The 25,412-nt window shown below is 38.8% G+C and carries 24 protein-coding genes and 2 pseudogenes; 22 read left to right on the top strand and 4 right to left on the bottom strand.

The window, feature by feature from the left end:
* The 22 genes and pseudogenes from HPSH112_RS06755 (at position 1) to HPSH112_RS06650 (ending at position 22,807) form a co-directional block, all read left to right on the top strand.
* The gene (locus HPSH112_RS06755) at positions 1–1,395 is read left to right on the top strand and encodes a bifunctional ADP-dependent NAD(P)H-hydrate dehydratase/NAD(P)H-hydrate epimerase (protein WP_000938197.1); all 1,395 of its coding nucleotides are present in this window, start codon (positions 1–3) and stop codon (positions 1,393–1,395) included.
* A 10-nt stretch (positions 1,396–1,405) separates the two neighbouring features.
* Complete coding sequence (locus HPSH112_RS06750; protein ID WP_000349785.1) at positions 1,406–2,872, top strand: replicative DNA helicase; 1,467 nt, start codon at positions 1,406–1,408, stop codon at positions 2,870–2,872.
* Positions 2,869–4,182, top strand: coding sequence for a ComEC/Rec2 family competence protein (locus HPSH112_RS06745; protein ID WP_000653541.1), 1,314 nt, complete (start codon positions 2,869–2,871; stop codon positions 4,180–4,182). The genes HPSH112_RS06750 and HPSH112_RS06745 overlap by 4 nt, the downstream gene beginning before the upstream one ends.
* Before the next feature lie 28 nt (positions 4,183–4,210).
* Positions 4,211–5,095: a menaquinone biosynthesis prenyltransferase MqnP gene (gene mqnP, locus HPSH112_RS06740; protein WP_000913959.1), complete on the top strand. Its 885-nt coding sequence runs from the start codon at positions 4,211–4,213 to the stop codon at positions 5,093–5,095.
* A complete protein-coding gene (locus HPSH112_RS06735) occupies positions 5,088–5,582 on the top strand; it encodes a hypothetical protein (RefSeq protein WP_000544982.1) in 495 nt (164 codons plus the stop codon). Before mqnP ends, HPSH112_RS06735 begins: the two co-directional genes overlap by 8 nt.
* Before the next feature lie 12 nt (positions 5,583–5,594).
* Complete coding sequence (locus HPSH112_RS06730; RefSeq protein WP_000953078.1) at positions 5,595–6,098, top strand: DUF6115 domain-containing protein; 504 nt, start codon at positions 5,595–5,597, stop codon at positions 6,096–6,098.
* Positions 6,095–6,898, top strand: a complete 804-nt coding sequence (locus tag HPSH112_RS06725; protein ID WP_000968158.1) for a phosphatidylserine decarboxylase — start codon at positions 6,095–6,097, stop codon at positions 6,896–6,898. Before HPSH112_RS06730 ends, HPSH112_RS06725 begins: the two co-directional genes overlap by 4 nt.
* Positions 6,888–7,898, top strand: coding sequence for a quinolinate synthase NadA (gene nadA, locus HPSH112_RS06720; RefSeq protein ID WP_001141821.1), 1,011 nt, complete (start codon positions 6,888–6,890; stop codon positions 7,896–7,898). Before HPSH112_RS06725 ends, nadA begins: the two co-directional genes overlap by 11 nt.
* Positions 7,898–8,719, top strand: coding sequence for a carboxylating nicotinate-nucleotide diphosphorylase (gene nadC / locus HPSH112_RS06715; protein WP_000404041.1), 822 nt, complete (start codon positions 7,898–7,900; stop codon positions 8,717–8,719). Before nadA ends, nadC begins: the two co-directional genes overlap by 1 nt.
* 23 nt (positions 8,720–8,742) lie before the next feature.
* Positions 8,743–12,081, top strand: coding sequence for a type ISP restriction/modification enzyme (locus HPSH112_RS06710; RefSeq protein ID WP_014662285.1), 3,339 nt, complete (start codon positions 8,743–8,745; stop codon positions 12,079–12,081).
* 44 nt (positions 12,082–12,125) lie between these two features.
* Positions 12,126–12,353, top strand: coding sequence for a hypothetical protein (locus tag HPSH112_RS08520; protein ID WP_041199806.1), 228 nt, complete (start codon positions 12,126–12,128; stop codon positions 12,351–12,353).
* A 119-nt stretch (positions 12,354–12,472) separates the two neighbouring features.
* Positions 12,473–13,552 (top strand): DNA-methyltransferase, encoded by a 1,080-nt coding sequence (locus tag HPSH112_RS06700; RefSeq protein WP_000346776.1) that lies wholly within the window; start codon positions 12,473–12,475, stop codon positions 13,550–13,552.
* Positions 13,552–14,445: an HpyAIV family type II restriction enzyme gene (locus tag HPSH112_RS06695; protein ID WP_000386432.1), complete on the top strand. Its 894-nt coding sequence runs from the start codon at positions 13,552–13,554 to the stop codon at positions 14,443–14,445. Before HPSH112_RS06700 ends, HPSH112_RS06695 begins: the two co-directional genes overlap by 1 nt.
* A gap of 22 nt (positions 14,446–14,467) precedes the next feature.
* Positions 14,468–14,743 (top strand): annotated as a pseudogene (locus HPSH112_RS06690) (adenine specific DNA methyltransferase 2 domain protein); the annotation flags it as partial.
* A gap of 110 nt (positions 14,744–14,853) precedes the next feature.
* Positions 14,854–16,218 (top strand): S41 family peptidase, encoded by a 1,365-nt coding sequence (locus HPSH112_RS06685; RefSeq protein ID WP_014662284.1) that lies wholly within the window; start codon positions 14,854–14,856, stop codon positions 16,216–16,218.
* 6 nt (positions 16,219–16,224) lie between these two features.
* On the top strand, positions 16,225–17,388 hold the full coding sequence (locus HPSH112_RS06680) for an SH3 domain-containing protein (RefSeq protein WP_000506022.1): 1,164 nt from the start codon (positions 16,225–16,227) through the stop codon (positions 17,386–17,388).
* Positions 17,375–18,097 carry a 1-acyl-sn-glycerol-3-phosphate acyltransferase gene (locus tag HPSH112_RS06675; RefSeq protein WP_000841267.1) on the top strand — a complete coding sequence of 241 codons (723 nt, stop codon included), beginning with the start codon at positions 17,375–17,377 and terminating at the stop codon, positions 18,095–18,097. The genes HPSH112_RS06680 and HPSH112_RS06675 overlap by 14 nt, the downstream gene beginning before the upstream one ends.
* A complete protein-coding gene (gene ung, locus HPSH112_RS06670; protein WP_000764778.1) occupies positions 18,094–18,795 on the top strand; it encodes a uracil-DNA glycosylase in 702 nt (233 codons plus the stop codon). The genes HPSH112_RS06675 and ung overlap by 4 nt, the downstream gene beginning before the upstream one ends.
* Positions 18,796–18,883: 88 nt before the next feature.
* Positions 18,884–19,876 (top strand): type I glyceraldehyde-3-phosphate dehydrogenase, encoded by a 993-nt coding sequence (gene gap, locus HPSH112_RS06665; RefSeq protein ID WP_001122637.1) that lies wholly within the window; start codon positions 18,884–18,886, stop codon positions 19,874–19,876.
* A 15-nt stretch (positions 19,877–19,891) separates the two neighbouring features.
* Positions 19,892–21,100: a phosphoglycerate kinase gene (locus HPSH112_RS06660; protein ID WP_000879996.1), complete on the top strand. Its 1,209-nt coding sequence runs from the start codon at positions 19,892–19,894 to the stop codon at positions 21,098–21,100.
* 15 nt (positions 21,101–21,115) lie between these two features.
* A complete protein-coding gene (gene corA, locus HPSH112_RS06655; protein ID WP_000248479.1) occupies positions 21,116–22,072 on the top strand; it encodes a magnesium/cobalt transporter CorA in 957 nt (318 codons plus the stop codon).
* 6 nt (positions 22,073–22,078) lie between these two features.
* Positions 22,079–22,807 (top strand): TerC family protein, encoded by a 729-nt coding sequence (locus HPSH112_RS06650; RefSeq protein ID WP_000395253.1) that lies wholly within the window; start codon positions 22,079–22,081, stop codon positions 22,805–22,807.
* Between the two features lie 139 nt (positions 22,808–22,946).
* Here the strand turns inward: HPSH112_RS06650 and HPSH112_RS06645 are convergent.
* The 4 genes and pseudogenes from HPSH112_RS06645 to exbB form a co-directional block, all read right to left on the bottom strand.
* Positions 22,947–23,340: pseudogene (locus HPSH112_RS06645) on the bottom strand (outer membrane protein); the annotation flags it as partial.
* Positions 23,341–23,508: 168 nt separating this feature from the next.
* Positions 23,509–24,363 carry a TonB family protein gene (locus HPSH112_RS06640; RefSeq protein WP_000703745.1) on the bottom strand — a complete coding sequence of 285 codons (855 nt, stop codon included), beginning with the start codon at positions 24,361–24,363 and terminating at the stop codon, positions 23,509–23,511.
* Entirely contained in the window at positions 24,329–24,718 is a 390-nt protein-coding gene (gene exbD, locus HPSH112_RS06635; RefSeq protein WP_000836353.1) for a TonB system transport protein ExbD, read from the bottom strand. Before exbD ends, HPSH112_RS06640 begins: the two co-directional genes overlap by 35 nt.
* Positions 24,715–25,152: a TonB-system energizer ExbB gene (gene exbB / locus HPSH112_RS06630; protein WP_014534310.1), complete on the bottom strand. Its 438-nt coding sequence runs from the start codon at positions 25,150–25,152 to the stop codon at positions 24,715–24,717. The genes exbD and exbB overlap by 4 nt, the downstream gene beginning before the upstream one ends.
* Positions 25,153–25,412 lie beyond the last annotated feature (260 nt).

The following is a 25,412-nucleotide window of genomic DNA, read 5'->3' as shown; positions in this document are numbered from 1 at the left end:
ATGCTTCCAGTGTATGAAAAAGTGAATGCTCTAGACAAAAGGGCGCTTGAAGAATTTAATTTAAGCGAAGACATTTTAATGGAAAACGCCGCTATGGCTTTAGAAAGGGCGGTTTTACAAAACGCTTCTTTAGGCGCTAAAGTCATTATCCTTTGTGGGAGCGGGGATAATGGGGGCGATGGCTATGCGTTAGCCAGGCGTTTAGCGGGGCGTTTTAAAACGCTAGTCTTTGAAATGAAACCAGCCAAAAGCCCCATGTGCCAATTGCAACAAGAAAGGGCTAAAAAAGTAGGGGTAGTCATCAAAGCATGGGAAGAAAAGAATGGAGATTTAGAATGCGATGTGTTAATAGATTGCGTGATAGGGAGTAACTTTAAGGGCGAATTAGAGCCGTTTTTAAACTTTGAAAGCCTTTCTCAAAAAGCGCGCTTTAAGATCGCTTGTGATATTCCTAGCGGAATCGATTCTAAAGGCAGGGTGGATAAGGGAGCGTTTAAAGCGCATATGACTGTCAGCATGGGCGCTATTAAGTCATGCTTATTAAGCGATAGGGCTAAAGACTATATAGGGGAATTGGAAGTAGGGTATTTAGGGGTTTTTAATCAAATTTATGGGATCCCAACAGACACTTTTTTACTGGAAAAAAGCGATTTGAAACTGCCCTTAAGGGATAAAAAAAACGCTCATAAAGGCGATTATGGGCATGCACACATTCTTTTAGGCAAGCATAGCGGGGCTGGATTATTGAGCGCTTTAAGCGCGTTAAGTTTTGGATCTGGGGTGGTGAGCGTCCAAGCGTTAGAATGCGAGATAACTTCCAGTAACAAGCCTTTAGAATTGGTTTTTTGTGAAAATTTCCCTAACCCATTGAGCGCGTTCGCTCTTGGCATGGGGTTAGAGGGTTTCCCAAAGGATTTTGACAAGTGGCTTGAATTAGCCCCATGCGTTTTAGATGCGGGCGTTTTTTACCATAAAGAGATCTTACAAGCTTTAGAAAAAGAAGTCGTTTTAACCCCTCACCCCAAAGAGTTTTTATCGTTATTAAAATTAGTGGGGATCCATATAAGCATGCTAGAATTACTAGACAATAAACTAGAAATCGCAAGGGATTTTTCTCAAAAATACCCCAAGGTGGTTTTGCTTTTAAAAGGGGCTAATACCCTAATCGCTCATCAAGGGCGGGTTTTTATCAACATTTTAGGGAGCGTGGCTTTAGCCAAAGCAGGGAGTGGCGATGTGTTAGCGGGGCTTATTTTAAGCTTGCTTTCTCAACACTACACGCCTTTAGACGCCGCTATTAACGCAAGTTTAGCGCACGCTATAGCGAGTTTAGAATTTAAGAATAATTACGCTTTAACGCCCCTAGATTTGATAGAAAAGATCAAACGATTATAAAAGGATAAAAATGGATCATTTAAAGCATTTGCAGCAATTGCAAAATATGGAAAGGATCGTGCTTTCAGGTATTGTGTTGGCCAATCATAAGATTGAAGAGGTTCATAGCGTTTTAGAGCCTAGCGATTTTTACTACCCGCCTAACGGCTTGTTTTTTGAAATCGCTTTAAAACTGCATGAAGAAAATTGCCCCATTGATGAGAATTTTATCCGCCAAAAAATGCCTAAAGACAAGCAAATCAAAGAAGAAGATCTGGTCGCTATTTTTGCGGCAAGCCCCATAGACAATATTGAAGCCTATGTTGAAGAGATTAAAAACGCTTCCATTAAACGAAAACTTTTTGGCTTGGCTAACACCATTAGAGAGCAAGCCCTAGAAAGCGCGCAAAAATCCAGCGATATTTTAGGCGCTGTGGAGCGAGAAGTTTATGCGTTATTGAACGGCAGCACGATAGAAGGCTTTAGGGATATTAAAGAAGTGCTTGAAAGCACGATGGATCTTATTGTAGAAAACCAAAGAAAGGGGAGTTTGGAAGTTACTGGCATACCGACTGGCTTTGTCCAGTTGGATAATTATACGAGCGGTTTTAATAAGGGGAGTTTAGTCATTATAGGGGCAAGGCCGTCTATGGGTAAAACCAGTTTGATGATGAACATGGTCTTAAGCGCGCTCCATGACGATAGAGGGGTAGCGGTTTTTAGTTTAGAAATGTCTGCGGAGCAACTCGCTTTAAGGGCGTTATCGGATCTCACTTCTATTAACATGCATGATTTAGAAAGCGCAAGGCTTGATGATGATCAATGGGAAAATTTGGCCAAATGCTACGATCACCTTTCTTGCAAAAAACTCTTTTTCTACGATAAAAGTCATGTGAGGATAGAGCAAATCCGCTTGCAACTACGAAAGCTTAAATCCCAACACAAGGAACTAGGTATCGCTTTTATTGATTATTTGCAACTCATGTCAGGGAATAAAGCCACTAAAGAACGCCATGAACAAATCGCTGAAATTTCAAGGGAGCTTAAAACTTTAGCCAGAGAATTAGAAATCCCTATCATAGCGTTAGTGCAACTCAACCGCAGCCTGGAAAACCGAGAAGATAAACGGCCCATTCTTTCTGACATTAAAGACAGCGGAGGGATTGAACAAGACGCTGACATTGTTTTATTTTTATATAGAGGCTATATCTATCAAATGAGGGCTGAAGACAACAAAATAGACAAACTCAAAAAAGAAGGCAAAATTGAAGAGGCGCAAGAGTTGCGCCTAAAAGTTGATGAAGAAAGGCGTATCCACAAGCAAAATGGCAGTATTGAAGAGGCTGAAATCATTGTGGCTAAAAACAGGAATGGGGCTACAGGAACGGTTTATACGCGCTTTAACGCTCCTTTAACGCGATATGAAGACATGCCTATGGATTCTCATTTAGAAGAAAACCAAGAAACTAAAATGGATTTTGATATAGTTACAACTTGAAGGATAAAACTTTTCAGGGGGCGTTTGAACTTCTTGCAACCCCAAAAGAATACTTGCTGTGTGGGGTTATTTTAAGCCTTTTGTTAGCGCTCAATCTTTATTTAGAATACTTGAATTACCAAAAGCTTGATTTTTCAAAACCTACAAGCCTGAACGCTCAAATCTTGTTGCAATACCCCAAAACTAAAGATCAAAAAACCTATTTTGTTTTAAAGCTCCAATCAAAGGGCATGATTTTTTACACCACCATTAAAGAGCCTTTAAAAAACCTCCAATACCGCCATGCGCAATTTTTTGGCAAAATCAAACCTTGCTCGTTCTTGGAGTCTATGAAATCATGCTTTTTCCAAACCTATTCTTTTTCTTTAACACGAAAACAAGATTTCAAATCGCATTGGCGCGGCTTCATTGATAGCGCTCATTCAAGCACTTTAGTGGGTAATTTATACCGCGCGTTATTTATAGGGGATAGCTTGAACAAAGACTTAAGAGATAGGGCTAACGCGCTAGGGATCAACCACTTACTAGCCATTAGCGGATTCCATTTAGGGATTTTGAGCGCGAGCGTGTATTTCCTTTTCTCTCTTTTTTATACCCCCTTACAAAAACGCTATTTCCCTTATAGGAACGCTTTTTATGATATAGGGGTTTTGGTGTGGGTTTTTTTGCTAGGGTATTTATTGCTATTGGATTTTTTACCCTCTTTTTTCAGGGCGTTTTTAATGGGCTTGTTAGGGTTTTTGGCATGCTTTTTTGGGGTAAGGCTTTTGAGTTTTAAACTTTTGATTTTAGCGTGCTGTATCGCTATAGCGTTACTCCCTAAATTGCTTTTTAGCGTGGGATTTTTGCTTTCTGTTTGTGGGGTGTGGTATATCTTTTTGTTTTTAAAACACACTCAAGCCTTTTTTAAAACCTCTTCTTTTTTGATGCGATCTTTTCAGGTCATAAGCTTAAGCGTGCTGGTGTTTTTGAACATGCTCATCATTGCGCATGCCTTTTTCCCTATGTTTTCGCCCTACCAGCTCTTTAGCATTCCTTTAGGCTTGATTTTTATCGTGTTTTTCCCTTTGAGTTTGTTCTTGCATGCTGTGGGTTTGGGGTCTTTGTTGGATCGTATTTTAAACATGCCTTTAACAATCCCTACGATTTTTGTTTTTTCGCCTTTATGGCTTTTGGGGGCGCATTTATTTTTAACGATTCTGAGCGCGCGTTTTTTTAAAGTTTATTTAAGCATGAATGTTTTAAGCGCGGGCTTTTTCTTGTATTGTTGCTATCAATATATTATAATGCCTAGTTTAATTGTAGGTTAGAAAAGTCATTTTATTAGGGATCAAATAATTGCTTAAAAAAATCACGCATCAAATCAAAGCTTTAAGCGAATTGGTCGCTTTGGAGCATACGATATTTTCTAGCATGTTTTTACTCATGGCTATGGTCATAAGCTCCTATCAAAAAAATCAAACGCTCTTTTTTGGGTTAGAAACCTTAATCCTTTGTTTTTTAGCCTTATTAGGGGCAAGAAACTTCGCTATGGGGTTTAACCGCTTGGTGGATAGAGATATTGATAAGGATAACCCAAGGACGAAAAACCGCCCGAGCGTGGATGGTAGGATCAGCGTTAAAGGCATGGTGGTTTTTAGCGCTTTAAACGCTCTTTTATTCGTGGTGGTGAGCTATTTCATTAACCCTTTAGCTTTCAAACTTTCGTTACCTTTTTTAATCGTTTTAGGGGGGTATTCGTATTTCAAGCGTTTTTCTTCTTTGGCGCATTTTATCGTGGGTTTGGCTTTGGGTTTAGCCCCCATTGCCGGAAGTGTGGCGGTTTTAGGGGATATTCCTTTATGGAATGTTTTTTTGGCTTTAGGGGTGATGTTATGGGTGGCTGGGTTTGATTTGCTCTATTCTTTACAGGATATGGAGTTTGATAAAGAAAGGGGCTTGTTTTCCATCCCTAGCCAATTAGGGGAAAAATGGTGCTTGAATCTTTCAAGGCTCTCACACCTTGTGGCGCTTGTGTGCTGGCTTTGTTTTGTCAAATGCTATCATGGGGGGCTTTTTGCGTATTTAGGATTAGGGGTTTCAGCCTTGATTTTACTCTATGAGCAGATCTTAGTGGCTAGAGATTATAAAAACATTCCTAAAGCCTTTTTTGTGAGTAATGGCTATTTGGGGGTGGTGTTTTTTATTTTTATTGTCCTTGATGTGGGGTTCAAGCATGCATGAGTTGGTTTTAAGATCCCAAGCTTTAGGGTTTGAAACGCGCTTAGTCCAATGCGATTTATCGCTCTCTTATGAAAGGTTCATCTCTAAAACCACACGCTCTTTAGCGGTGTTAGAAGAATTTGATTGGTTGGGTTCTGGCTTTGATTTTTCACGCTTGAATGTTGAAAATGACACTCTGGAATTGCTCAAAGCGCTGTATTTTAAATTAGAAAAATTAGAGAGCCTGCTTTTAAAAGAAAAATTACTTGAATTAGAGCAAAAGGATCGCATCGCTGCTTTAGGGCATGGGTTAATTTGTATCAAAAAACAAGACCTGATAGCGCCTCAAACTTATTACGGGCGTTGTGTGTTAGAGGGGAAAATCCTAGCCTTTTTTGGCGTGGCTAGGGATAAAAATTTTTTAGAAATCACTCGCATGCATGCCTTAGACATTAAGCGTTATGATTCTTTCATTGTCCATAGCGAAAGGAAAGGCTTGAAATTATGAACGGGAGCAATCATGTTATCTTCTAATGATTTGTTTATGGTCGTTTTAGGGGCGATTTTATTGGTGTTGGTGTGCTTGGTGGGGTATTTGTATCTTAAAGAAAAAGAGTTTTACCATAAAATGAGGCGTTTAGAAAAAACCTTAGATGAATCCTATCAAGAAAATTATATTTATTCTAAGCGTTTGAAAGAATTAGAGGGGCGTTTGGAAGGCATTTCTTTAGAAAAAAGCGCTAAAGAGGATGGCTCATTGAGAACGACCCTTTCACACCTTTATAACCAGTTGCAAGAAATCCAAAAATCCATGGATAAAGAGCGCGATTATTTAGAAGAAAAAATCATTATTTTAGAAAACAAATTCAAAGACATGGGGCATTATGCCGCTAGCGATAAAATCAACGAAAAACAGGTTTTAAAAATGTATCAAGAAGGCTATAGCGTGGATTCTATTTCTAAAGAATTTAAAGTGAGTAAGGGCGAGGTGGAGTTTGTATTGAACATGGCAGGGTTAAAATGATGGCTTTAAGCAACGCTCTTTCAAGGGTTTTTGGCTCTGTCGCTGGCTATGAATTCCCTTCTTTTATCCAAAAAGGCATCAACGCCCTTTACGTTAAGATCTTTAAAATTGATTTGAGCGAGTTTGAGCCTTTAGAAAATTATAAGAGTTTGAACGCTCTTTTCACGCGCTCTTTAAAAAAAGAACGCCCCTTTGACAAAGCCCCTAACGCATGCATTGCGCCTTGCGATGCTTTAATCACTGAATGCGCTTTTTTAGACAACGATAGCGCTTTACAAATTAAAGGCATGCCCTATAAAGCGCATGAATTAGTGGGCGAAATCAACCCCTTAGGCCCTTCTTTTTTCTATGTGAATTTTTACCTTTCGCCCAAAGATTACCACCACTACCACGCCCCTTGCGATTTAGAAATTTTAGAGGCTCGTTGCTTTGCGGGGAAACTGCTGCCGGTCAATAAGCCCTCGTTATACAAAAACAAAAATCTGTTTGTGGGCAATGAAAGAGTCGCGCTGGTTGCAAAAGACATTCAAGGCAATAGGCTGTATTTTGTAGCGGTGGGAGCGTTAAATGTGGGTAAAATGCGTTTTAATTTTGATAAGAATATCCAAACTAACGCTAAAGCCCATTTGACGCAAGCCTACTCTTACAACCCTCCAATTAAGGTTAAAAAAGGGGATAATTTAGGGAATTTTGAAATGGGCTCTACGATCGTTTTGTTCGTTCAAAACACCGCTTTTAAAGATTTGAAAGAAAAAAGCGTGAAGTTTGGGGAAAGTATAGGGGAATTTCATGCCAACTGATAACGATTTAAAAACTTCTATTTTAGAATTGTTGCGCGATTTAGACGCGCTTTTGGTGGCTCATTTTTATCAAAAAGATGAGATTGTGGAGTTGGCCCATTATACAGGCGATAGCCTGGAGTTAGCTAAAATCGCAAGCCAAAGCGATAAAAACCTCATCGTGTTTTGCGGGGTGCATTTTATGGGCGAGAGCGTCAAAGCCCTAGCTTTTAACAAACAAGTGATCATGCCCAAACTCTCATGCTGTTCTATGGCGAGGATGATTGATAGCCATTACTACGATAGAAGCGTTCATTTATTAAAAGAATACGGCGTTAAAGAGTTTTACCCTATCACTTATATCAATTCTAACGCTGAAGTGAAAGCCAAAGTCGCTAAAGATGGTGGCGTGGTTTGCACGAGCCGCAACGCTTCTAAAATCTTTAATCATGCTTTAAAACAAAATAAAAAAATCTTTTTTCTACCGGATAAATGCTTGGGGGAAAATCTAGCCCTAGAAAATGGCTTAAAAAGCGCGATTTTAGGCGCAAGTAGCAAAGAAGAAATTAAAAACGCTGATGTGGTTTGTTATAACGGCTTTTGTTCGGTGCATCAGCTTTTCAAATTAGAAGACATTGGATTTTACCGCCAAAAATACCCGGATATTTTAATCGCTGTCCATCCAGAATGCGAGCCTAGCGTGGTCCAAAATGCTGATTTTAGCGGATCAACGAGTCAAATCATAGAATTTGTAGAAAAGTTAAGCCCCCATCAAAAAGTCGCCATAGGCACTGAAAGCAATTTAGTCAATCGCTTGAAAGCCAAGCGTAACCATCAAAACACTTTCATTCTTTCTAGCACGCTCGCCCTTTGCCCCACCATGAATGAAACGACTTTAAAAGATTTGTTTGAAGTCTTAAAGGCTTATAAAAACCACAGGGCTTTTAACGCGATTGAATTAAAAGATGAGGTGGCGCGTTTGGCCAAACTCGCTTTAACTAAAATGATGGAGTTATCCTAATGGAAATTAAAACCTTTTTAGAATGCGCTTTAAAAGAAGATTTAGGGCATGGGGATTTGTTTGAAAGGGTGTTAGAAAAAGACTTTAAAGCCACAGCCTTTGTTAGGGCTAAACAAGAGGGCGTGTTTTCAGGCGAAAAATACGCTTTAGAGTTGTTGGAAATGACTGGCATTGAATGCGTTCAAACGATTAAGGATAAAGAACGCTTCAAGCCTAAAGACACTTTAATGGAGATTAGGGGGGATTTTAGCATGCTTTTAAAGGTTGAACGCACCCTTTTAAACCTTTTGCAACACAGCAGCGGGATCGCTACTTTAACGAGTCGTTTTGTGAAAGCCCTAAACTCCCATGAAGTGCGTTTGTTGGACACACGAAAAACCAGACCCCTTTTAAGGATCTTTGAAAAATATTCCGTGCTTAATGGGGGAGCGAGCAACCACCGCTTAGGGCTAGATGACGCTTTAATGCTTAAAGACACGCATTTAAAGCATGTCAAAGATCTCAAAAGCTTTTTAACGCATGCCAGAAAAAACTTGCCTTTCACGGCTAAAATTGAAATTGAATGCGAAAGCTTTGAAGAGGCCAAAAACGCCATGAATGCGGGGGCGGATATTGTGATGTGCGATAACATGAGCGTTTTAGAAACTAAAGAAATTGCCGCTTATAGAGATATGCATTATCCCTTTGTTTTATTGGAAGCGAGCGGGAATATTTCACTAGAGAGCATCAACGCTTACGCTAAAAGCGGTGTGGATGCCATTAGCGTAGGGGCTTTAATCCATCAAGCCACTTTTATTGACATGCACATGAAAATGGCTTAAAGACTTTAAAAAGGGTTATTAGCATGCTAAAAGAATATTTAGAAAGCATTAAAGATCTTACGCCTGAAAAGAATGAACTCGCGCACCGCCCTTCTTTATACAACTTGCTCAATCGGTTAAAAGACAATTTCAATAAAGAATTTAAGATTGAACATGAACCTAAAAGAGATCAAGGAAGCCAGCCTGATTTTCGCGTTTCTTTTCAAGGGCTTAACATCGGCTATATAGAAAATAAAAGAGCAGGGGTCAATCTTATCCAGCTCTTAAAAAGCGATCAAATCCGTAAATATTTAGAATTAAACCCTAATCTCATGCTCACTGATTATCTTAATTTTATGTGGGTAGGGAAAGATGAAAATAACGCCCCTTTAATTAAAAAAGAAATCTCTGTCGCTAGTCTTGATGAACTCTCTAAACCCCTAAAACCCAAACCACAAACCGAGCGCGATTTAATTGAATTGTTCAAAAGCTTTTTCAACCACGAAGCAGCCCCTATCACTAACGCTAAAGATTTCGCAACGCATTTAAGCCCGCGCACTAGGTATTTAAAAGACGCTTTAATCAAATACCAAGAAAAAACGCAAGTTTCTAGCATTTTTAATAATTTTAAAGAATATCTTTATGAAGAATTGAGTTTTGAAGACTTTAGCGATGCGCTCGCTCAAACGCTCACCTACAGCCTTTTTCTAGCCAAGCTCAACCACCCTTTTGAAAAAATTAATTTGGATAATGTGAGGAGTTCCATCCCTAAAAATTTCGCTGTGATCAGAGAAATGGCGGATTTTTTAAAGAAACTTGATGGAATTAAAGAAATCCAATGGCTCTTAAATGAAATTTTAAGCTCGATAAATCATGTTGATATGGATTCCATCATTAAAGATTTGAATGACGATAAAGACCCTTATTTGCACTTTTATGAAACCTTTTTAAGCGCTTATGACCCTAAATTGCGAGAGAATAAGGGCGTGTATTACACCCCAGATTCTGTGGTGAAATTCATCATTAACGCTTTGGATAGTTTGCTTAAAACGCATTTCAAAGACGCTCCCTTAGGCTTAAAAAGCGCTTTGGATAACGAAAATATCAAGCTCTTAGATTTTGCCACCGGCACGGGCACTTTTTTATTAGAAGCGTTCAGAAAAGCACTAGAAATGAGGAAAACAAGCGATGGAGGCATCTCCACTAAAGAGGATAAATACCAAAATCTCTTAAAGCAATTTTATGGGTTTGAATACTTGATCGCTCCTTATGCGATCGCTCATTTGAATCTCAGCCAAGCCTTTAAGGAGGAATTTAAAAAACCTCTCAAAGAAAACGATGCGCTTAAAATCATTTTAACTAACACCCTCATACAGCCTAGTGAGATTGTCGCTTATCGTGGGCTAAACCCGATTTTTGAAACAGAGCTTTTAAACGCTCAAGAAATTAAAAAAGATGAAAATATCCTTATCATCACCGGTAATCCCCCTTATAGCGGGGCGAGCAGTAATGAGGGCTTGTTTGAATGGGAAGTGAAAGCCACTTATGGCATAGAGCCTGAATTTCAAACAATAGAAATTGAAAAAAAGGTTAAACTCACCGATAAAATCAAAGCGCTTTTAAAAAACATTCAAACCCAAAAGCAAGGCGATAAAAGCGTCAAAAACACCAACAAAGACGCCCTAAAGAATCTTAAACAAATCCATTCCAAATACAAACTGCAAAATGAGCAAAACTCTAAATGGATCTTAGACGATTATGTGAAATTCATGCGTTTCGCTCAAAACAAGATCGAATCATTAGGGCATGGCCTTTTTGGCTTTATCTCTAATAACGCCTTTTTAGACAACCCTACTTTTAGAGGGTTAAGGCGCTCTTTTTTAGAATGCTACGATGAGCTTTATATCTTAAACTTGCATGGAAATGCGAGGAAAAAGGAGAAAACCCCACAAGGTGCAAAAGATGAAAATGTTTTCAATATCAAACAAGGCGTGTCCATTAACCTCTTTGTCAAAAACCCGCAAACAACAAAGCAAAAAATCCACTATTATGATGTTTATGGCGAAAGGGCTGAAAAATACGCCTTTTTAGCTCAAAATGATTTGAATAGCATTGAGTGGTTTGAGCTTACCCCAGAGAAGCCTTTTTACTTGCTGCTGCCTTTAGAAACGCGCTTGTTAGATGAATATGAACAAGGGTTTAGCGTTAAAGATATGTTTCAAGTTGGAGGCACTGGTATTTGCTCTAAAAGAGATCATGTCGTTTTCCATAAGAACAAAGAAAGCTTGCTAGAGCTTTTAAAGGATTTTTCAACCTTAGAACCCATTGAATTGCGCAGAAAATATGATATAAAAGATACTGAAGGTTGGAAACTTGGAAGGGCAATTGAAAATGTTAAGAAAAATCAACATGAATTAGAAAAATACATCGTTTTGTGCCAATACCACCCTTTTGATTATCGTTGGACTTATTACACTGATAAAAGTTGTGGATTTTTAGCTAGACCTGTATATGATGTTTTTAAGCACATGTTACCCCCCCCCCCAACAAACCCTAAAACACCCAATCAAACGTGCAAAAATGTCGCGCTAAACACCCCACGACAGCTAAAAAACAACGATAAGAGTTGGACGCAATGCTTTATAAGCTCGTGCATTAACGATCAAGGGTTAAGCTCTGGGGGCAATGGAGCCGGGGTTAATTACCCCCTTTATCAGTTTAGAGATCCTAACTACACCGAAAATTTTACGCCAGAGTTTAGAAGCTTTATAGACAAGCATTATAACCACTCTTTTGAGCCGCTAGAGATTTTAGGCTATATTTATGCATTATTGTATTCCCCAAACTATCGCAAGCGTTATGAAGGCTTTCTTAAAATTGATTACCCTAAAATCCTTTTCACAAAAAATAAAGATTTGTTTAGAGCCTTAAGCCTTTTGGGGATTGAGTTAATCGGCTTGCATGTTTTAAACCAAGAAAGCCTAAATTACAGCTTTGAAAAACTAAAAGACGCTACCATAGGCGAATCCAACTATAAAGAAGGGCATGAGCGTAACCCCATCATCTCCAAAAAACCCTCTCATAACGAGCCAGAACAACGGCTTTATATCAACCATAGCGCTTATTTTAGTGGGGTGAGTCAAGAAATTTATGATTATAGAATAGGGGGGTATTGCGTTTTAGAAAAATATTTAAAAAGCCATAAAAACGAGCCTTGCGACTTTGATCATGTAACCCGTATCATTAAAGTCATCGCGCGCACGATTGAAATCCAAAAAACGCTTGGATTTTTAACTAGCGATTTGCCCCATTTAAAAGGGAATGTCAGCGAAGCGTTAATGCAAGAAATCTTGCAAAATCCACCCCCCCCCCCCCCCATTTAATACCAATATCGCCCTTATCTTATCGCGCCAAGCCAAAGCCAGCCTTGACTTTGATAGTGCATTCATCAGCAAAGAAGCAAGCGATCTTAACATCTCTTCCGGAGGTGGGGGAACAGCTTTCCCTTTATTCTGCCTTATCCAATCTCGCTTTAATTTGCGATAGAGGCTCTAAAGTAAGCCCCATTTCTAATCTTTTTGCAACGAACATGCTTTGCGATTTGCATGTGAATGGATCGGGGAGTTATGCGTTTTTGTTGTATCGTTTAACATAGGTGGAGATAGGTAACTTCTATAATTTGATGAGAACAAATCTAGAGATTAAACATTAAGATAGCCTTAAAACGCTTGTGTTAAAATAATTAGAGTAGCAGATATAAAAGGTTAGTTAATAATGGATTTTTTAAAAGAAAACTTAAATACTATCATAGAGGGGGATTGTTTAGAAAAGTTGAAAGATTTTCCTAACAGAAGCGTTGATTTTATCTTTGCTGACCCCCCTTATTTCATGCAAACAGAGGGGGAATTGAAGCGTTTTGAAGGCACAAAATTTCAAGGCGTTGAGGATCATTGGGATAAATTTGGCTCTTTTAAGGAATACGATACCTTTTGTTTGGGTTGGTTAAAAGAATGCCAAAGGGTTTTAAAAGATAATGGCAGTATTTGTGTGATAGGGAGTTTTCAAAATATTTTTAGAATTGGTTTTCATTTGCAAAATTTAGGGTTTTGGATACTCAATGATATTATTTGGCACAAGAGTAATCCGGTGCCTAATTTTGCTGGCAAGAGACTATGCAACGCCCATGAAACGCTTATTTGGTGCGCTAAACACAAAAACAGCAAAGTTAGCTTTAATTATAAAACAATGAAGTATCTTAATAATGGCAAACAAGAAAAATCGGTTTGGCAAATCCCTATTTGCATTGGTAACGAAAGGTTAAAAGACGCACAAGGCAAGAAAGTGCATTCCACGCAAAAACCAGAAGCGCTTTTAAAAAAAATCATTTTAAGCGCGACTAAGCCTAAAGATATTATTTTAGATCCCTTTTTTGGCACAGGCACAACAGGGGCTGTGGCTAAATCCATGAATAGGTATTTTATTGGCATTGAAAAAGATTCTTTTTATATCAAAGAAGCGGCAAAACGCCTGAATAACACTAGGGATAAAAGCGATTTTATCACTAATTTAGTTTTAGAAACTAAACCCCCAAAAATCCCTATGAGTCTTTTAATTTCTAAACAATTATTAAAAATTGGAGATTTTTTATACTCATCTAACAAAGAAAAAATTTGTCAAGTTTTAGAAAACGGACAAGTGAGGGATAATGAAAATTATGAAACTTCTATTCATAAGATGAGCGCTAAATATTTGAATAAAACCAACCATAATGGCTGGAAATTTTTTTATGCGTATTACCAAAATCAATTTTTATTGCTAGATGAATTGCGTTATATCTGCCAAAAGGAGTTTTAATGGATTATCAAACCTTTAACGAGATTTTTAATCGTTTTGTCTTTGGAACATCTAAAGCAAAATTACTTGAAAATATTGCTGAAAATCCTGAACGCTATTTGGGGATTTTTAGACCCACTAAGCCTAAAACAAAACTATTACAAAACTTATTGACTTCCCATGAGATTAAGTTTAGCGATGCGTTTGAATATTTAATAGAAGAGTATTTAAAAGAGCATAACTTTTCGCCTTTATCTAAAAAAATTCCTTATTACAATAAGGATAAAGAAAAAATGGAATCTTTAGAATTAGATCAGTTTGCTAAAAAAGATAACACCTATTATTTTATAGAACAAAAAATGCGAGATGACCATGACAGCACCAAAAAGAGAGGGCAAATAGATAACTTTAAAAGAAAATTAGAGGCTTTAATCCATCATTATGGCGAAAACATTCAAGGCTATTTTTACTTTATAGATGAGAGTTTGAATAAAAATCAAAATTATTATAAAGAAGAATTGCAAAAATTATCTGTTGGTTATGGCGTGCCTTTGAACTTGTGTTATGGTAAGGAGTTGTTTGAAAATCTTAATATCTTGCAAGTTTGGGATGAGATTTTAAACCATTTAGCGCGATGGCGTGAAACCTTACCTGATTTACCCAGTTTGAATTTTGATGAAAATCCTTCAGAGAGCTTTCAAGAAATCAAAGATTTAGCGCCAAGCGTTTATAGAAAGCTTTTGGATAATGATGGAATTTTCAATCTTGTGTTAATTTTATTCCCAGAACAAAAAGTTTTAAAAAAGTTAGCAGAGTATTTTAGACAACAAAATAAAACGATTTATCAGCAATTAGCGTCAAAGTTAGAAGAAAGATTGTCATCAATCCAAAATCATCAAAAACCTCTCTCATAACGAGCCAGAACAACGGCTTTATATCAATAATAGCCCCTTATATCGCATCAAGCCAAAGCCAGCCTTGACTTTGATGGCGCATTCATCAGCAAAGAAGCAAGCGATAACAACATCTAGCGCAGAGGTGGGGGAACAGCTTTCCCTTTATTCTGCCTTATCCAATCTCGCTTTAATTTGCGATAGAGGCTCTAAAGTAAGCCCCATTTCTAATCTTTTTGCAACGAACATGCTTTGCGATTTGCATGTGAATGGATCGGGGAGTTATGCGTTTTTGTTGTATCGTTTAGGCTCAAAATGAGTGAATGAATGGGCATGTTATCTAAATTTTAGATAGAATAAACGCAAAAAATTGAATAAAACCTTAAAGGTGATTCTTTCTAATCTCAAAAATGGGTGGTGCTATTAACAATGACAAAACGACTTTTTAAAGGGTTGTTAGCGATTTCTCTTGCTGTGAGTTTGCATGGTGGTGAAGTTAAGGAAAAAAAGCCGGTCAAGCCGGTTAAAGAAGATCCGCAAGAATTAGCGGCTAAAAGGGTGGAAGCGTTCAATCGTTTCACTAATGTGGTTACAGAAATTGAAAAAAAATATGTGGATAAAATCACCATTTCTGAGATCATGACTAAAGCGATTGAAGGCTTGCTCTCTAATTTGGACGCGCATTCAGCGTATTTGAATGAAAAGAAGTTTAAGGAATTTCAAGCCCAAACCGAGGGCGAATTTGGGGGGCTTGGGATCACGGTGGGCATGCGCGATGGCGTTTTAACCGTTATTGCCCCTTTAGAAGGCACTCCAGCTTACAAGGCTGGGGTTAAAGCGGGCGATAACATTTTAAAAATCAACAACGAAAGCACGCTGAGCATGAGCATTGATGATGCGATCAATCTCATGCGCGGCAAGCCAAAGACCCCTATCCAGATCACCATTGTGAGAAAAAACGAGCCAAAACCCTTGGTGTTTAATATTGTTAGAGACATCATCAAAATCCCCTCTGTCTCTGTGAAAAAGGTTAAAGACACCCCTTATTTGTATGTGAGAGTGAGTAGTTTTGACAAGAATGTTACCAAATCGGTTTTAGACGGCTTAAAAGCTAACCCTAAGACTAAGGGGATCGTGTTGGATTTAAGAGGCAATCCTGGAGGGCTGTTAAACCAAGCGGTGGGTTTGTCTAACCTCTTCGTTAAAGAGGGGATTTTAGTCTCTCAAAAAGGCAAAAATAAGGAGGAAAATTTAGAATACAAGGCTAATGGCAGAGCCCCTTATACCAATTTGCCTATTGCGGTGTTAGTCAATGGCGGTTCAGCGAGCGCGAGCGAGATCGTAGCAGGGGCACTGCAAGATCACAAACGAGCCATCATTATCGGTGAAAAAACCTTTGGTAAGGGAAGCGTGCAGATGCTGCTCCCTGTCAATAAAGACGAAGCCATTAAGATCACGACCGCGCGCTACTATTTGCCGAGCGGGCGCACCATTCAAGCTAAGGGGATCACGCCTGATATTGTGATTTATCCGGGTAAAGCGCCAGAAAATGAAAACAAATTCAGCTTGAAAGAAGCGGATCTAAAACACCATTTAGAGCAAGAGCTTAAAAAGATTGACGATAAAACCCCTAATTCCAAAGAGGCGGATAAAGACAAGAAAAACGAAGAGGAAAAAGAGGTTACCCCTAAAATGATCAACGATGATATTCAACTAAAAACCGCCATTGACAGCTTGAAAACCTGGTCTATCGTGGATGATAAAATGGATGAAAAAGCGCCTAAGAAGAAATAAAAACTCATGGGGTTTTTATTTGAAAAATCGTTAATGGGTTTTTGCGCTCATTCAATCAAAATCGTTAAAACCATCGGTTTGATTTTAAGCCTTTTAGCCACCTTTTTGGTCGCTGAAAACACTCATGACCCAGAAGAAATCAAGGCTAAAGTGGTTTATGTGAAAATCCCCCAATTAGAAGATTTGGAAAACAACCCGGTTTATATCGGTCAAATCATAGGCGTAACTTATGATTTATTGCTGTTTGACGCTGAGTTTTTGGAAGCCAAAATCAAAGACGGGCTGGATAAAACCCAAATTGAGCTTTTAAGCAAAATGCCTAAATGGAAAAAGGTGGAAAAAGAGCTTTTCAGAGCGACTTATTATTACAAGATTAAGGGCGTAAAAGCGAACATTCCGTCTTTAGAAGTGAGCGCGTTTTCCAATAAAGACAAATACATAGATCATTCCATAGCCCCAAAAGTTACTTTGCAAGTAACGGATTTATCCAAAAACCCTCGTTACGCGAATGTCATGGCTAAAGATTTACAAGTTTTGCAATACAAAACCAAAGATTATGACGATAAAAACAATATTTTGGTGGTGGAATTGGCGTTCAAAGAGGCTAATTGGGAAGATTTTCACATCAAAGAAGCGCTAAAACAAGGGTTTGATAACGCCTCTTTAAACCAGATCAAGGCTAAAGAAGGGAGCGTTTTTTATTATTGCGTGTTGCCTAAAACCATTCAAAACCTTTCTTTTGATTATTTTTCGCTTTCAAACAGGCAGTTTAAAACCTTATCTTTTTCAACCATTCCCACTCAAGACACTACCGGTATTCAAAGCGATCTCATCCCTAAAAACAATTTTTTAGTCTTTTCTAATGTGGCGCTGCTCGCTTTGTGCGTGTTTTTCTTGGTGCTGTTTTTCATTTTTGGGCGCAAACTCATTTTTTTAGGGCTTGGGATTTTGTGCTTAGGGTTTGTTTTGTATCACCTTTTATTCACGCAAAAATCAGCCCTTTTGCTCGCTCATAAAAAAATCCGCATTCTGCCCACGCAAAATTCCACCATTTTAGGGCTTTCTAAAAATGAAATGCCGATTAAAATCTTAGGTTCGCATGATGATTATTATAAAATCCTAACGCCGCATGAACAAATAGGGTGGGTCAAAAAAGATGAAGTCAAATAAAAAATCCAATCGTTTAAGAGCGATTTATAGGGCTTTAGTGATCGCTATAGGCTTAGCCGTTATCATTGTTTTCAATTATTTTAACCGCAAAAACAATAACGCCCGCTCTAGCCGTAGGGCTTGTTCGTGCTTTTTTCCCCTTACCGGGGTTACTTTAGAAAAAATAGGCGCTTTTGATACGGACGCTAAACTCATTGTCCTAAACCACCAAAGCTTACTAGACATCATTTATTTAGAAGCCTACCACCCTAGCAATATTTGCTGGATCGCTAAAAAAGAGTTGGGCGAAATCCCTTTTTATGGGCATGCCCTAACGGATACGGGAATGATTTTAATTGACAGAGAGGATAAAAAGGGGATTGTGAGCCTTTTGAAAGCGTGTAAAGAAAAGCTAGATCAAAACCGCCCTTTAGTGATTTTCCCTGAAGGCACTAGAGGCAAAGGAGGAGAAAAATTCCTCCCTTTCAAGCAAGGGGCTAAAATCATCGCCGAAAAATTCCAGCTCAAAATCCAACCCATGGTGTTAATCAATTCCATTAAAATCTTTAATTCCAAACCCCTAGAAGCCTATAAAGCCCGCACCCGTTTAGTCATGCTAGAAAGCTATACGCCCAATTTTAGCTCGTCCACTTGGTATGAAGAATTACAAGAACGCATGCAAAAAGAGTATTTAAAACACTACCATGAATTAAACCCTAGCGAACCATGAAACTTTTTGACTGCGCTCCTTTAAGTTTGGCTTGGCGGGAGTTTTTGCAAAGCGAATTTAAAAAGCCTTATTTTTTAGAAATAGAAAAACGCTACTTAGAAGCTCTAAAAAGCCCTAAAACCATTTTCCCTAAAAGCTCCAATCTGTTTTATGCGCTCAATCTAACGCCCCCTAGCGCGGTTAAAATCATCCTTTTAGGGCAAGATCCCTACCATTCCACCTACCTAAAAAATCAGCAAGAATTGCCTGTGGCGATGGGCTTAAGCTTTAGCGTGGAAAAAAACGCCCCCATCCCCCCAAGCTTAAAAAATATTTTTAAAGAATTGCATGCGAATTTAGGCGTGTCTGTGCCTTGTTGCGGGGATTTGAGCGCATGGGCTAAAAGGGGCATGCTGTTATTGAACGCCATTTTAAGCGTGGAAAAAAACCAAGCCGCTTCGCACAAACGCATCGGCTGGGAAGCTTTTAGCGATCAAATATTGATGCGCCTTTTTGAAGCCAACGCTCCCTTGATCGTGGTGTTATTAGGAAAGATCGCGCAAAAAAAGATCGATCTAATCCCCAAAAACAAGCACATCATCATCACCGCCCCTCACCCTAGCCCCTTATCTAGGGGGTTTTTAGGGAGTGGGGTTTTTACAAGCATCCAAAACGCCCACAGAGAGGTTTATCATAAGGATTTTGATTTTAGTTTATGATTGATGCTTAATGAGACAGAACCCCTTAAGAATGCCTTTATTTAAGAGCATTTGTGATAAAATGGTGGTTTTTAAATAAAGGGGAAACATGCCAATTAGAATCGCTATCAATGGGACTGGGCGCATCGGTTTGTGCGCTATAAGAGTTGCTAGTCAAAGAAAAGATGTAGAAATTGCCGCTATCAATTCTACCGCTGAAACAGAAACTCTTTTGCATTTGATCCGCCATGACAGCGTGCATGGGCATTTTGAAGCCAAATTAAACGCTGATAGAACCCTAAATATCGGGCATAGTAAAAACATTTTAGTGTTGAGCGAGCGAGACATTAACAAGCTTGATTTTTCTGTCGCTAACGCAGAAATCATCATAGAATGCACCGGGAAATTCAATTCCCTAGAAGCTTCAAGCGCTCATCTTAAAAACAGCGTGAAAAAAGTCATCATCTCCGCTCCCGCGCAAAATACGCCCACCTTTGTCTATGGGGTGAATCATAAGAATTACCATAACGAAAGCGTGATTTCTAACGCCTCTTGCACGACTAACGCTACCACTCCTTTATTAAAAATCTTAGATGAAGCCTTTAAAGTAGAAAACGCGCTTTTAACCACCATTCACAGCTACACCAACGATCAAAACCTTTTAGACACCAAGCACAAAGACATCCGCCGCGCTAGAGCAGCCAGCCTTAACCTCATCCCTACAAGCACCGGCGTGAGCAAAGCCATTTCGCTAGTCTTACCGCATTTAGGCCCTAAGATCACAGGCCTTGCTATTAGAGTGCCTACCCCTAATGTGAGCTTAGTGGATCTGTCTTTAAGCTTTAAAAAATCCGTGAGTAAAGCGAGCGTTCAGCATGCGCTTAAAGACGCTTGCAAGCATGCTTTTAAAGGGATTGTGAGCATTGATGAAGAAAGGCTTGTTTCAAGCGATTTTATTTCTTCGCCTTTTAGCGCGATTGTGATTGATGATCAAATCATGACAATAGGCGAAAAAAATGCTAAAGTATTGGCATGGTATGATAATGAAATGGGTTATAGCGAGCGCTTGATAGACATGGCGCAATATATAGTGCAAAATTAAAAGAAAGGATTTTTCATGTTAGCTAAAATGTCGTTTATGCAAAACGTTAAAAACATTCAAGAAGTGGAAGTGGGCCATAAAAGGGTGCTTATTAGAGTGGATTTTAATGTGCCTTTAGATGAAAATTTGAATATTACCGATGACACGCGCATTAGAGAGAGCTTGCCTACCATCCAATTTTGTATTGACAATAAGGCTAAAGATATTATTTTGGTGAGCCATTTGGGCCGCCCTAAAGGGGTTGAAGAAAAATTGAGTTTAAAGCCCTTTTTGAAACGCCTTGAAAGGCTCTTAAACCATGAAGTGGTTTTTTCTCAAAATATCGCGCAACTCAAGCAAGCTTTAAACGAAAACGCGCCCACAAGGATTTTTCTTTTAGAAAACATCCGCTTTTTAAAGGGTGAAGAAGAAAATGATGAAAATCTGGCTAAAGATTTAGCGGGCTTGTGCGATGTGTTTGTGAATGACGCTTTTGGCACGAGCCACAGAAAGCATGCCAGCACTTATGGCACCGCTAAATTCGCCCCCATTAAAGTGAGCGGGTTTTTACTCAAAAAGGAAATTGATTCGTTTTATCAAGCGTTTAACCACCCTTTACGCCCTTTATTGTTGATTGTAGGGGGGGCTAAGGTCAGCTCCAAACTCACCTTATTAAAAAACATTTTAGATCTCATTGACAAAATCATCATTGCCGGAGCGATGAGTAACACCTTCTTAAAAGCCTTGGGCTATGATGTGCAAGATTCTTCTGTAGAAGACGCCCTGATCAATGACGCCCTAGAGTTATTAAAAAGCGCGAAAGAAAAAAAAGTCAAAGTCTATTTACCCATAGACGCTGTAACCACTGATGATATTCTTAACCCCAAACACATCAAAATTTCACCCGTCCAAGACATTGAGCCTAAACACAAGATCGCTGATATAGGGCCTGCGAGCGTGAAATTATTTTCTGAAGTCATAGAGAGCGCGCCCACGATCATATGGAATGGCCCCTTAGGCGTGCATGAAAAACAAGAATTTGCCAGAGGCACAACCTTTTTAGCCCACAAAATCGCTGACACTTACGCTTTCTCGCTCATTGGTGGGGGCGATACCATTGATGCGATCAACCGCGCGGGCGAAAAGGATAACATGAGTTTTATTTCCACCGGTGGGGGAGCGAGTTTGGAATTATTAGAGGGCAAGATTTTACCTTGTTTTGAGGTTTTGGATAAACGCCATTAACTCTAAGGATCGCTTATGGTGAATGTGTTTTTCAAACAGCAAAAATTTGTCATTAAAAAACGCTTTAATGATTTTAATGGCTTTGATATAGAAGAAAATGAGGTTTTATGGTTTGAGCTCATCAACCCTACGCCCAATGAATTGGCCACTCTAATCCAAGAATACGCTATCCATTACAACACAGACCATTCCCAACGAGTCTCATCAGTTACCAAATATTGGGAAGACAGCTCCAGCGTTACGATCAACGCTTTTTTCACTAACCAGGATGAAAATGAGACTTTCCACACGGAAATGGCGACCTTTATTTTGTCTAATAACATTCTTTTCACGATTTATTACGGGACTTTAGAAATCTTTGATTCTATCCAAAAAAAGGTTTTGGCTAGCCCTAAGAAATTTGAAGACGGGTTTGATATTCTAACCAAAATCTTTGAAGTGTATTTTGAAAAAGGGGTAGAATGCCTAGAGTGGATCAACAAACAAACGAGCCTGTTGCGCAAAAACATCATTTTCAAAGAAACTTCTACGCATGATGATATTTTAGTGCGCTTGTCCAATTTGCAAGAATTTAATGTGGCTTTAAGGGATTCCTTTTTTGACAAACGGCGCATTATTACCGCTTTATTAAGGAGCAATAAAGTGGATAGCGATACTAAAAATAATTTAAATATCATTTTAACCGATTTTAGCTCTTTAGTGGAGTCTACAACGGTCAATCTCAACTCCCTAGACAACATTCAAAACCTGTTCGCTTCTCAAGTCAATGTGGAGCAAAATAAAATCATCAAGCTCTTCACGGTGGCGACCATGGCGATGATGCCCCCCACTTTGATCGGCACGATTTATGGCATGAATTTTAAATTCATGCCGGAGTTAGAATGGCAATACGGGTATCTTTTCGCATTGATTGTCATGGCGATTTCTACGATCCTCCCAGTGGTTTATTTTAAAAAGAAAGGCTGGTTGTAGCCTTTCATGGAATTTTTGTCCTCACTATTAGACGCTCTTTCTACAACGCATGGCATAATCTCCTTGACTACGCTCACGCTTTTAGAAATCATTTTAGGGATTGACAACATCATTTTTATCACGGTGATGGTCTATAAACTCCCCAAACACCAGCAAAATAAAGCCATGATCTTAGGCTTGGGCCTGGCTATGATCGCTCGCATAGGGCTTTTAGGGAGCTTGTTTTTTATCAGCCACTTGCAAAAGCCTTTATTCACTTTAGCAGGCATGAGCTTTTCATGGCGTGATGTGGTGCTGCTTGTAGGGGGGGTGTTTTTGGCTTTTAAAGCGTTAGTGGAACTAAAAGAGCAGATCTATCCTAAAGAAAAACACCAAGAAAAAGCGTTTGGCTTTTTCATCGCCTTAATAGAAATCATGTTTTTAGACATCGTCTTTTCTTTAGACTCTGTGATCACGGCTATTGGGATCGCTAAACACTTAGAAGTCATGGCGCTTGCCATTATTTTATCTGTAATAGTGATGATGTTTTTTTCCAAAATCGTTGGCAATTTTATTGAAAAACACTACCGCATCAAAACTTTAGCCTTTGTTTTTTTGCTCGTTGTGGGCGTGTTTTTGTTTTTAGAAGGATTGCATTTGCACATCAATAAAAATTACTTGTATGCGGGCATTGGTTTTGCCTTGCTCATAGAATGCTTGAATATCTTCATAGAAAAGAAAGTGAAAAAAAGTTAAAAAGCGTTTTCTTAAAAACAAAATTAAAGAAGTTGTTTGCAAAAGGCTTTCATGCCTTTGTGAATAACCAAATTTTAATCAAAACTCATAAGCACGGCATTTTGCAATGAAACCCCCTTAAAAGAGGGTTTGTGTGCACCTAGTAAGCAAACACATGATTTAAGTGCACGCTATAGAGCCTTCTGTATTTGAGTTCAGTGCCCATGAAAGAATAATAATCCGTGTGTTAATGGTAGGGATTTTCACGCCCAATTCCACGCCATGCTCTGTGCGGCATGATCGCTGTTTTTCTTTTTATTTTTGGCAAGGTTCATTCTCAAGCCTAAATTGAATAAAAATTGGAAATTAGAAGTGCTGACATTAGCGTTATCAATGCCATTCATCATGGTCAAATTCACTTGCTAGGAATTAAACCACGAAGCCCCGGCTAACGCAAAGCCACCAAAAAGCCCCACGGAGAGCTTGTTGTTCTTGCCTAAAAAGTTAGTGTTTTTATCGTTAATGAAGTTATAAAGCGCATCCATACCCACACCTGAATAGATTTTTCTTTGATAAAAAGAGATTTCGTGTTATAAGCAATAAATGGAATTTTATGGCTAATTTTAGCTCTAAATTTTAGAGATTTTGTTTTGTAAATTGGGAAAAATGGGGGTTTGATTCAACTTTTAAGGCTTAAAAACCGCCTTTAAAAGAAAGACTGGCTAGTCTTCTTTCAAGCTATAAGCGATAGGGATTTTTAGATGCACGGTTTCTTCTGGTTTAGGGAACAAATGCGCCGCGTTTTTAATGGCCTCTAAAGCCGCATGGTTTAAAATATCCGTCGTGTTGCTTTTGATGACTTTAATGTCTGTAACGCTCCCATCAGGATTGATCACAAAGCTCACTAACACTTCGCCCTCAATGCCCCTAATCTGCGCCATTTTAGGGTAGCGGTTTTTAGAAGAAATAGCGGTTTGGATCTTCATTAAAAATTCGTTGCTCACCCCTGGGTTATAAGCTTGAGCTTCAGAAGTGGCGCCCTCAGAGGTTTTGTTGGATTCTTCTTGCTTGTCTTTTTCTTTGACTATGTCTTTAGTCGTTACTTGTTTAGGAGCGCTTTTTTCTTTAGCTTCCTCTTTAGTTTCTTCTTTTTTGGGTTCTTCTTTAGGCTCTTCTTTTTTAACCTCTTCAACTTTAGGCTCAGGCTTAGGCTCGGGTTTTGGCTTAGGCTCGGGTTTGGGTTTGGGTTCAGGCTTAGGTTTTGGCTTGGGTTTGGGTTTAGGCTTAGGCTTTGAAACCTCTTTTTTGGGTTCTTCTTTCTTGGGTTTTTCTTTAGGTTTTTCTTTAGGCTCTTCTTTGGGTTTAGCCGACTCGGCATTGGTCTTTGTATTGGAATTAGTGTTAATGCTGGCTAAACTCATGGTAACCTTAGTGGTGCCAGCTTGCGCTAAAGGCGCTGGGACCTCTTCGCGCAGTAAAAAATAGCCAAACCCTATAGCGTATAGGGCAAAAGAGATTAAAAAGCTAACACTCGTTGAGACTTTACTTAGCTTCTGTGGAGATGGAGAAATTTTCATGATTATGCTCTTTTAAAATATCCATAATGCTGATAAAAGTTTCAAAACGAGAGCTTTTGTCGCTTTTTAAGTCTATAAGGGTTTTAGGGTCTGTTTGTTTGACTACAGCGCTCAAAGCTTCTAAATTCGTCGGTTTGTCATCTACGAAAATATTGTCATGCTCATCTACAGAGATGACCACCACTTTTTGATCGTTTGGCTGGGATTTTTCCGCATTTTTAGCGTTAGGGAGACTGACTTTAATCTTACCTTGTGCGATAAAAGTAGAAATGCTTAGCACAATCGCTAGCAAAACGAGCATAATATCAATAAAAGGGACAACATTCAGCCCATCGCCTCTTCTGATGCTTTTCATTTTTTCATGATCCTAAATTTTTCGCTCAAAACATCGGATTTTCTCAACAAGCTATTGTAAGCGATCAAAGTGGGAATCGCCACAGCAAGCCCTAAAGCGGTCGCTTTTAAAGCTAAAGACAAACCTACCATGATCGTTTTAGCGTCCATCCCGCCGCTCATGCCCATGTCATAGAAAATCACCATAATCCCTAAAACCGTCCCCAATAAGCCCACATAAGGCGCATTGGAATAAATCACATAGAGAATGGTTAGATTCTTGGTTAAATCCAAATTCAGGGCATCTATATCATCGTAAGCTTTCAAATTGACTTTAGAATAAAAAATAACCCTTTCAATCACAAACCACAAAGCTAAAAAACTGGCCACGCCAAGCACCGCAAAAATAAATACATCCACATAATCTTTCAACATTCCCATTGAAAAACCGCCCATAAAAACTCCTTGTCTATGATAAAATAATTCCCTTAAGATTAAAGCAACACGCAATACAGCCACACTCTAAGAGCATGCACTCTTTAAGAAGCATTCGTTCGCATAAATGCTTTAAAAATGATAAAAGAATGTCGGATTGTTGATTATATTGTTTTAATAATAACAAGTCAATAATAATTAAGCTAGTAATTGAAATCAAATCCAAACGCTCTTATGGCCAACCATTTAAGTCCAGTTTGTATTATATTTGTATTATAATT

It is taken from the genome of Helicobacter pylori Shi112 (assembly GCF_000277405.1).
Taxonomy (GTDB): domain Bacteria; phylum Campylobacterota; class Campylobacteria; order Campylobacterales; family Helicobacteraceae; genus Helicobacter; species Helicobacter pylori_C.
Note: the sequence above shows the minus strand (reverse complement) of the source record. Positions and strands in the feature narration are given on the sequence as shown.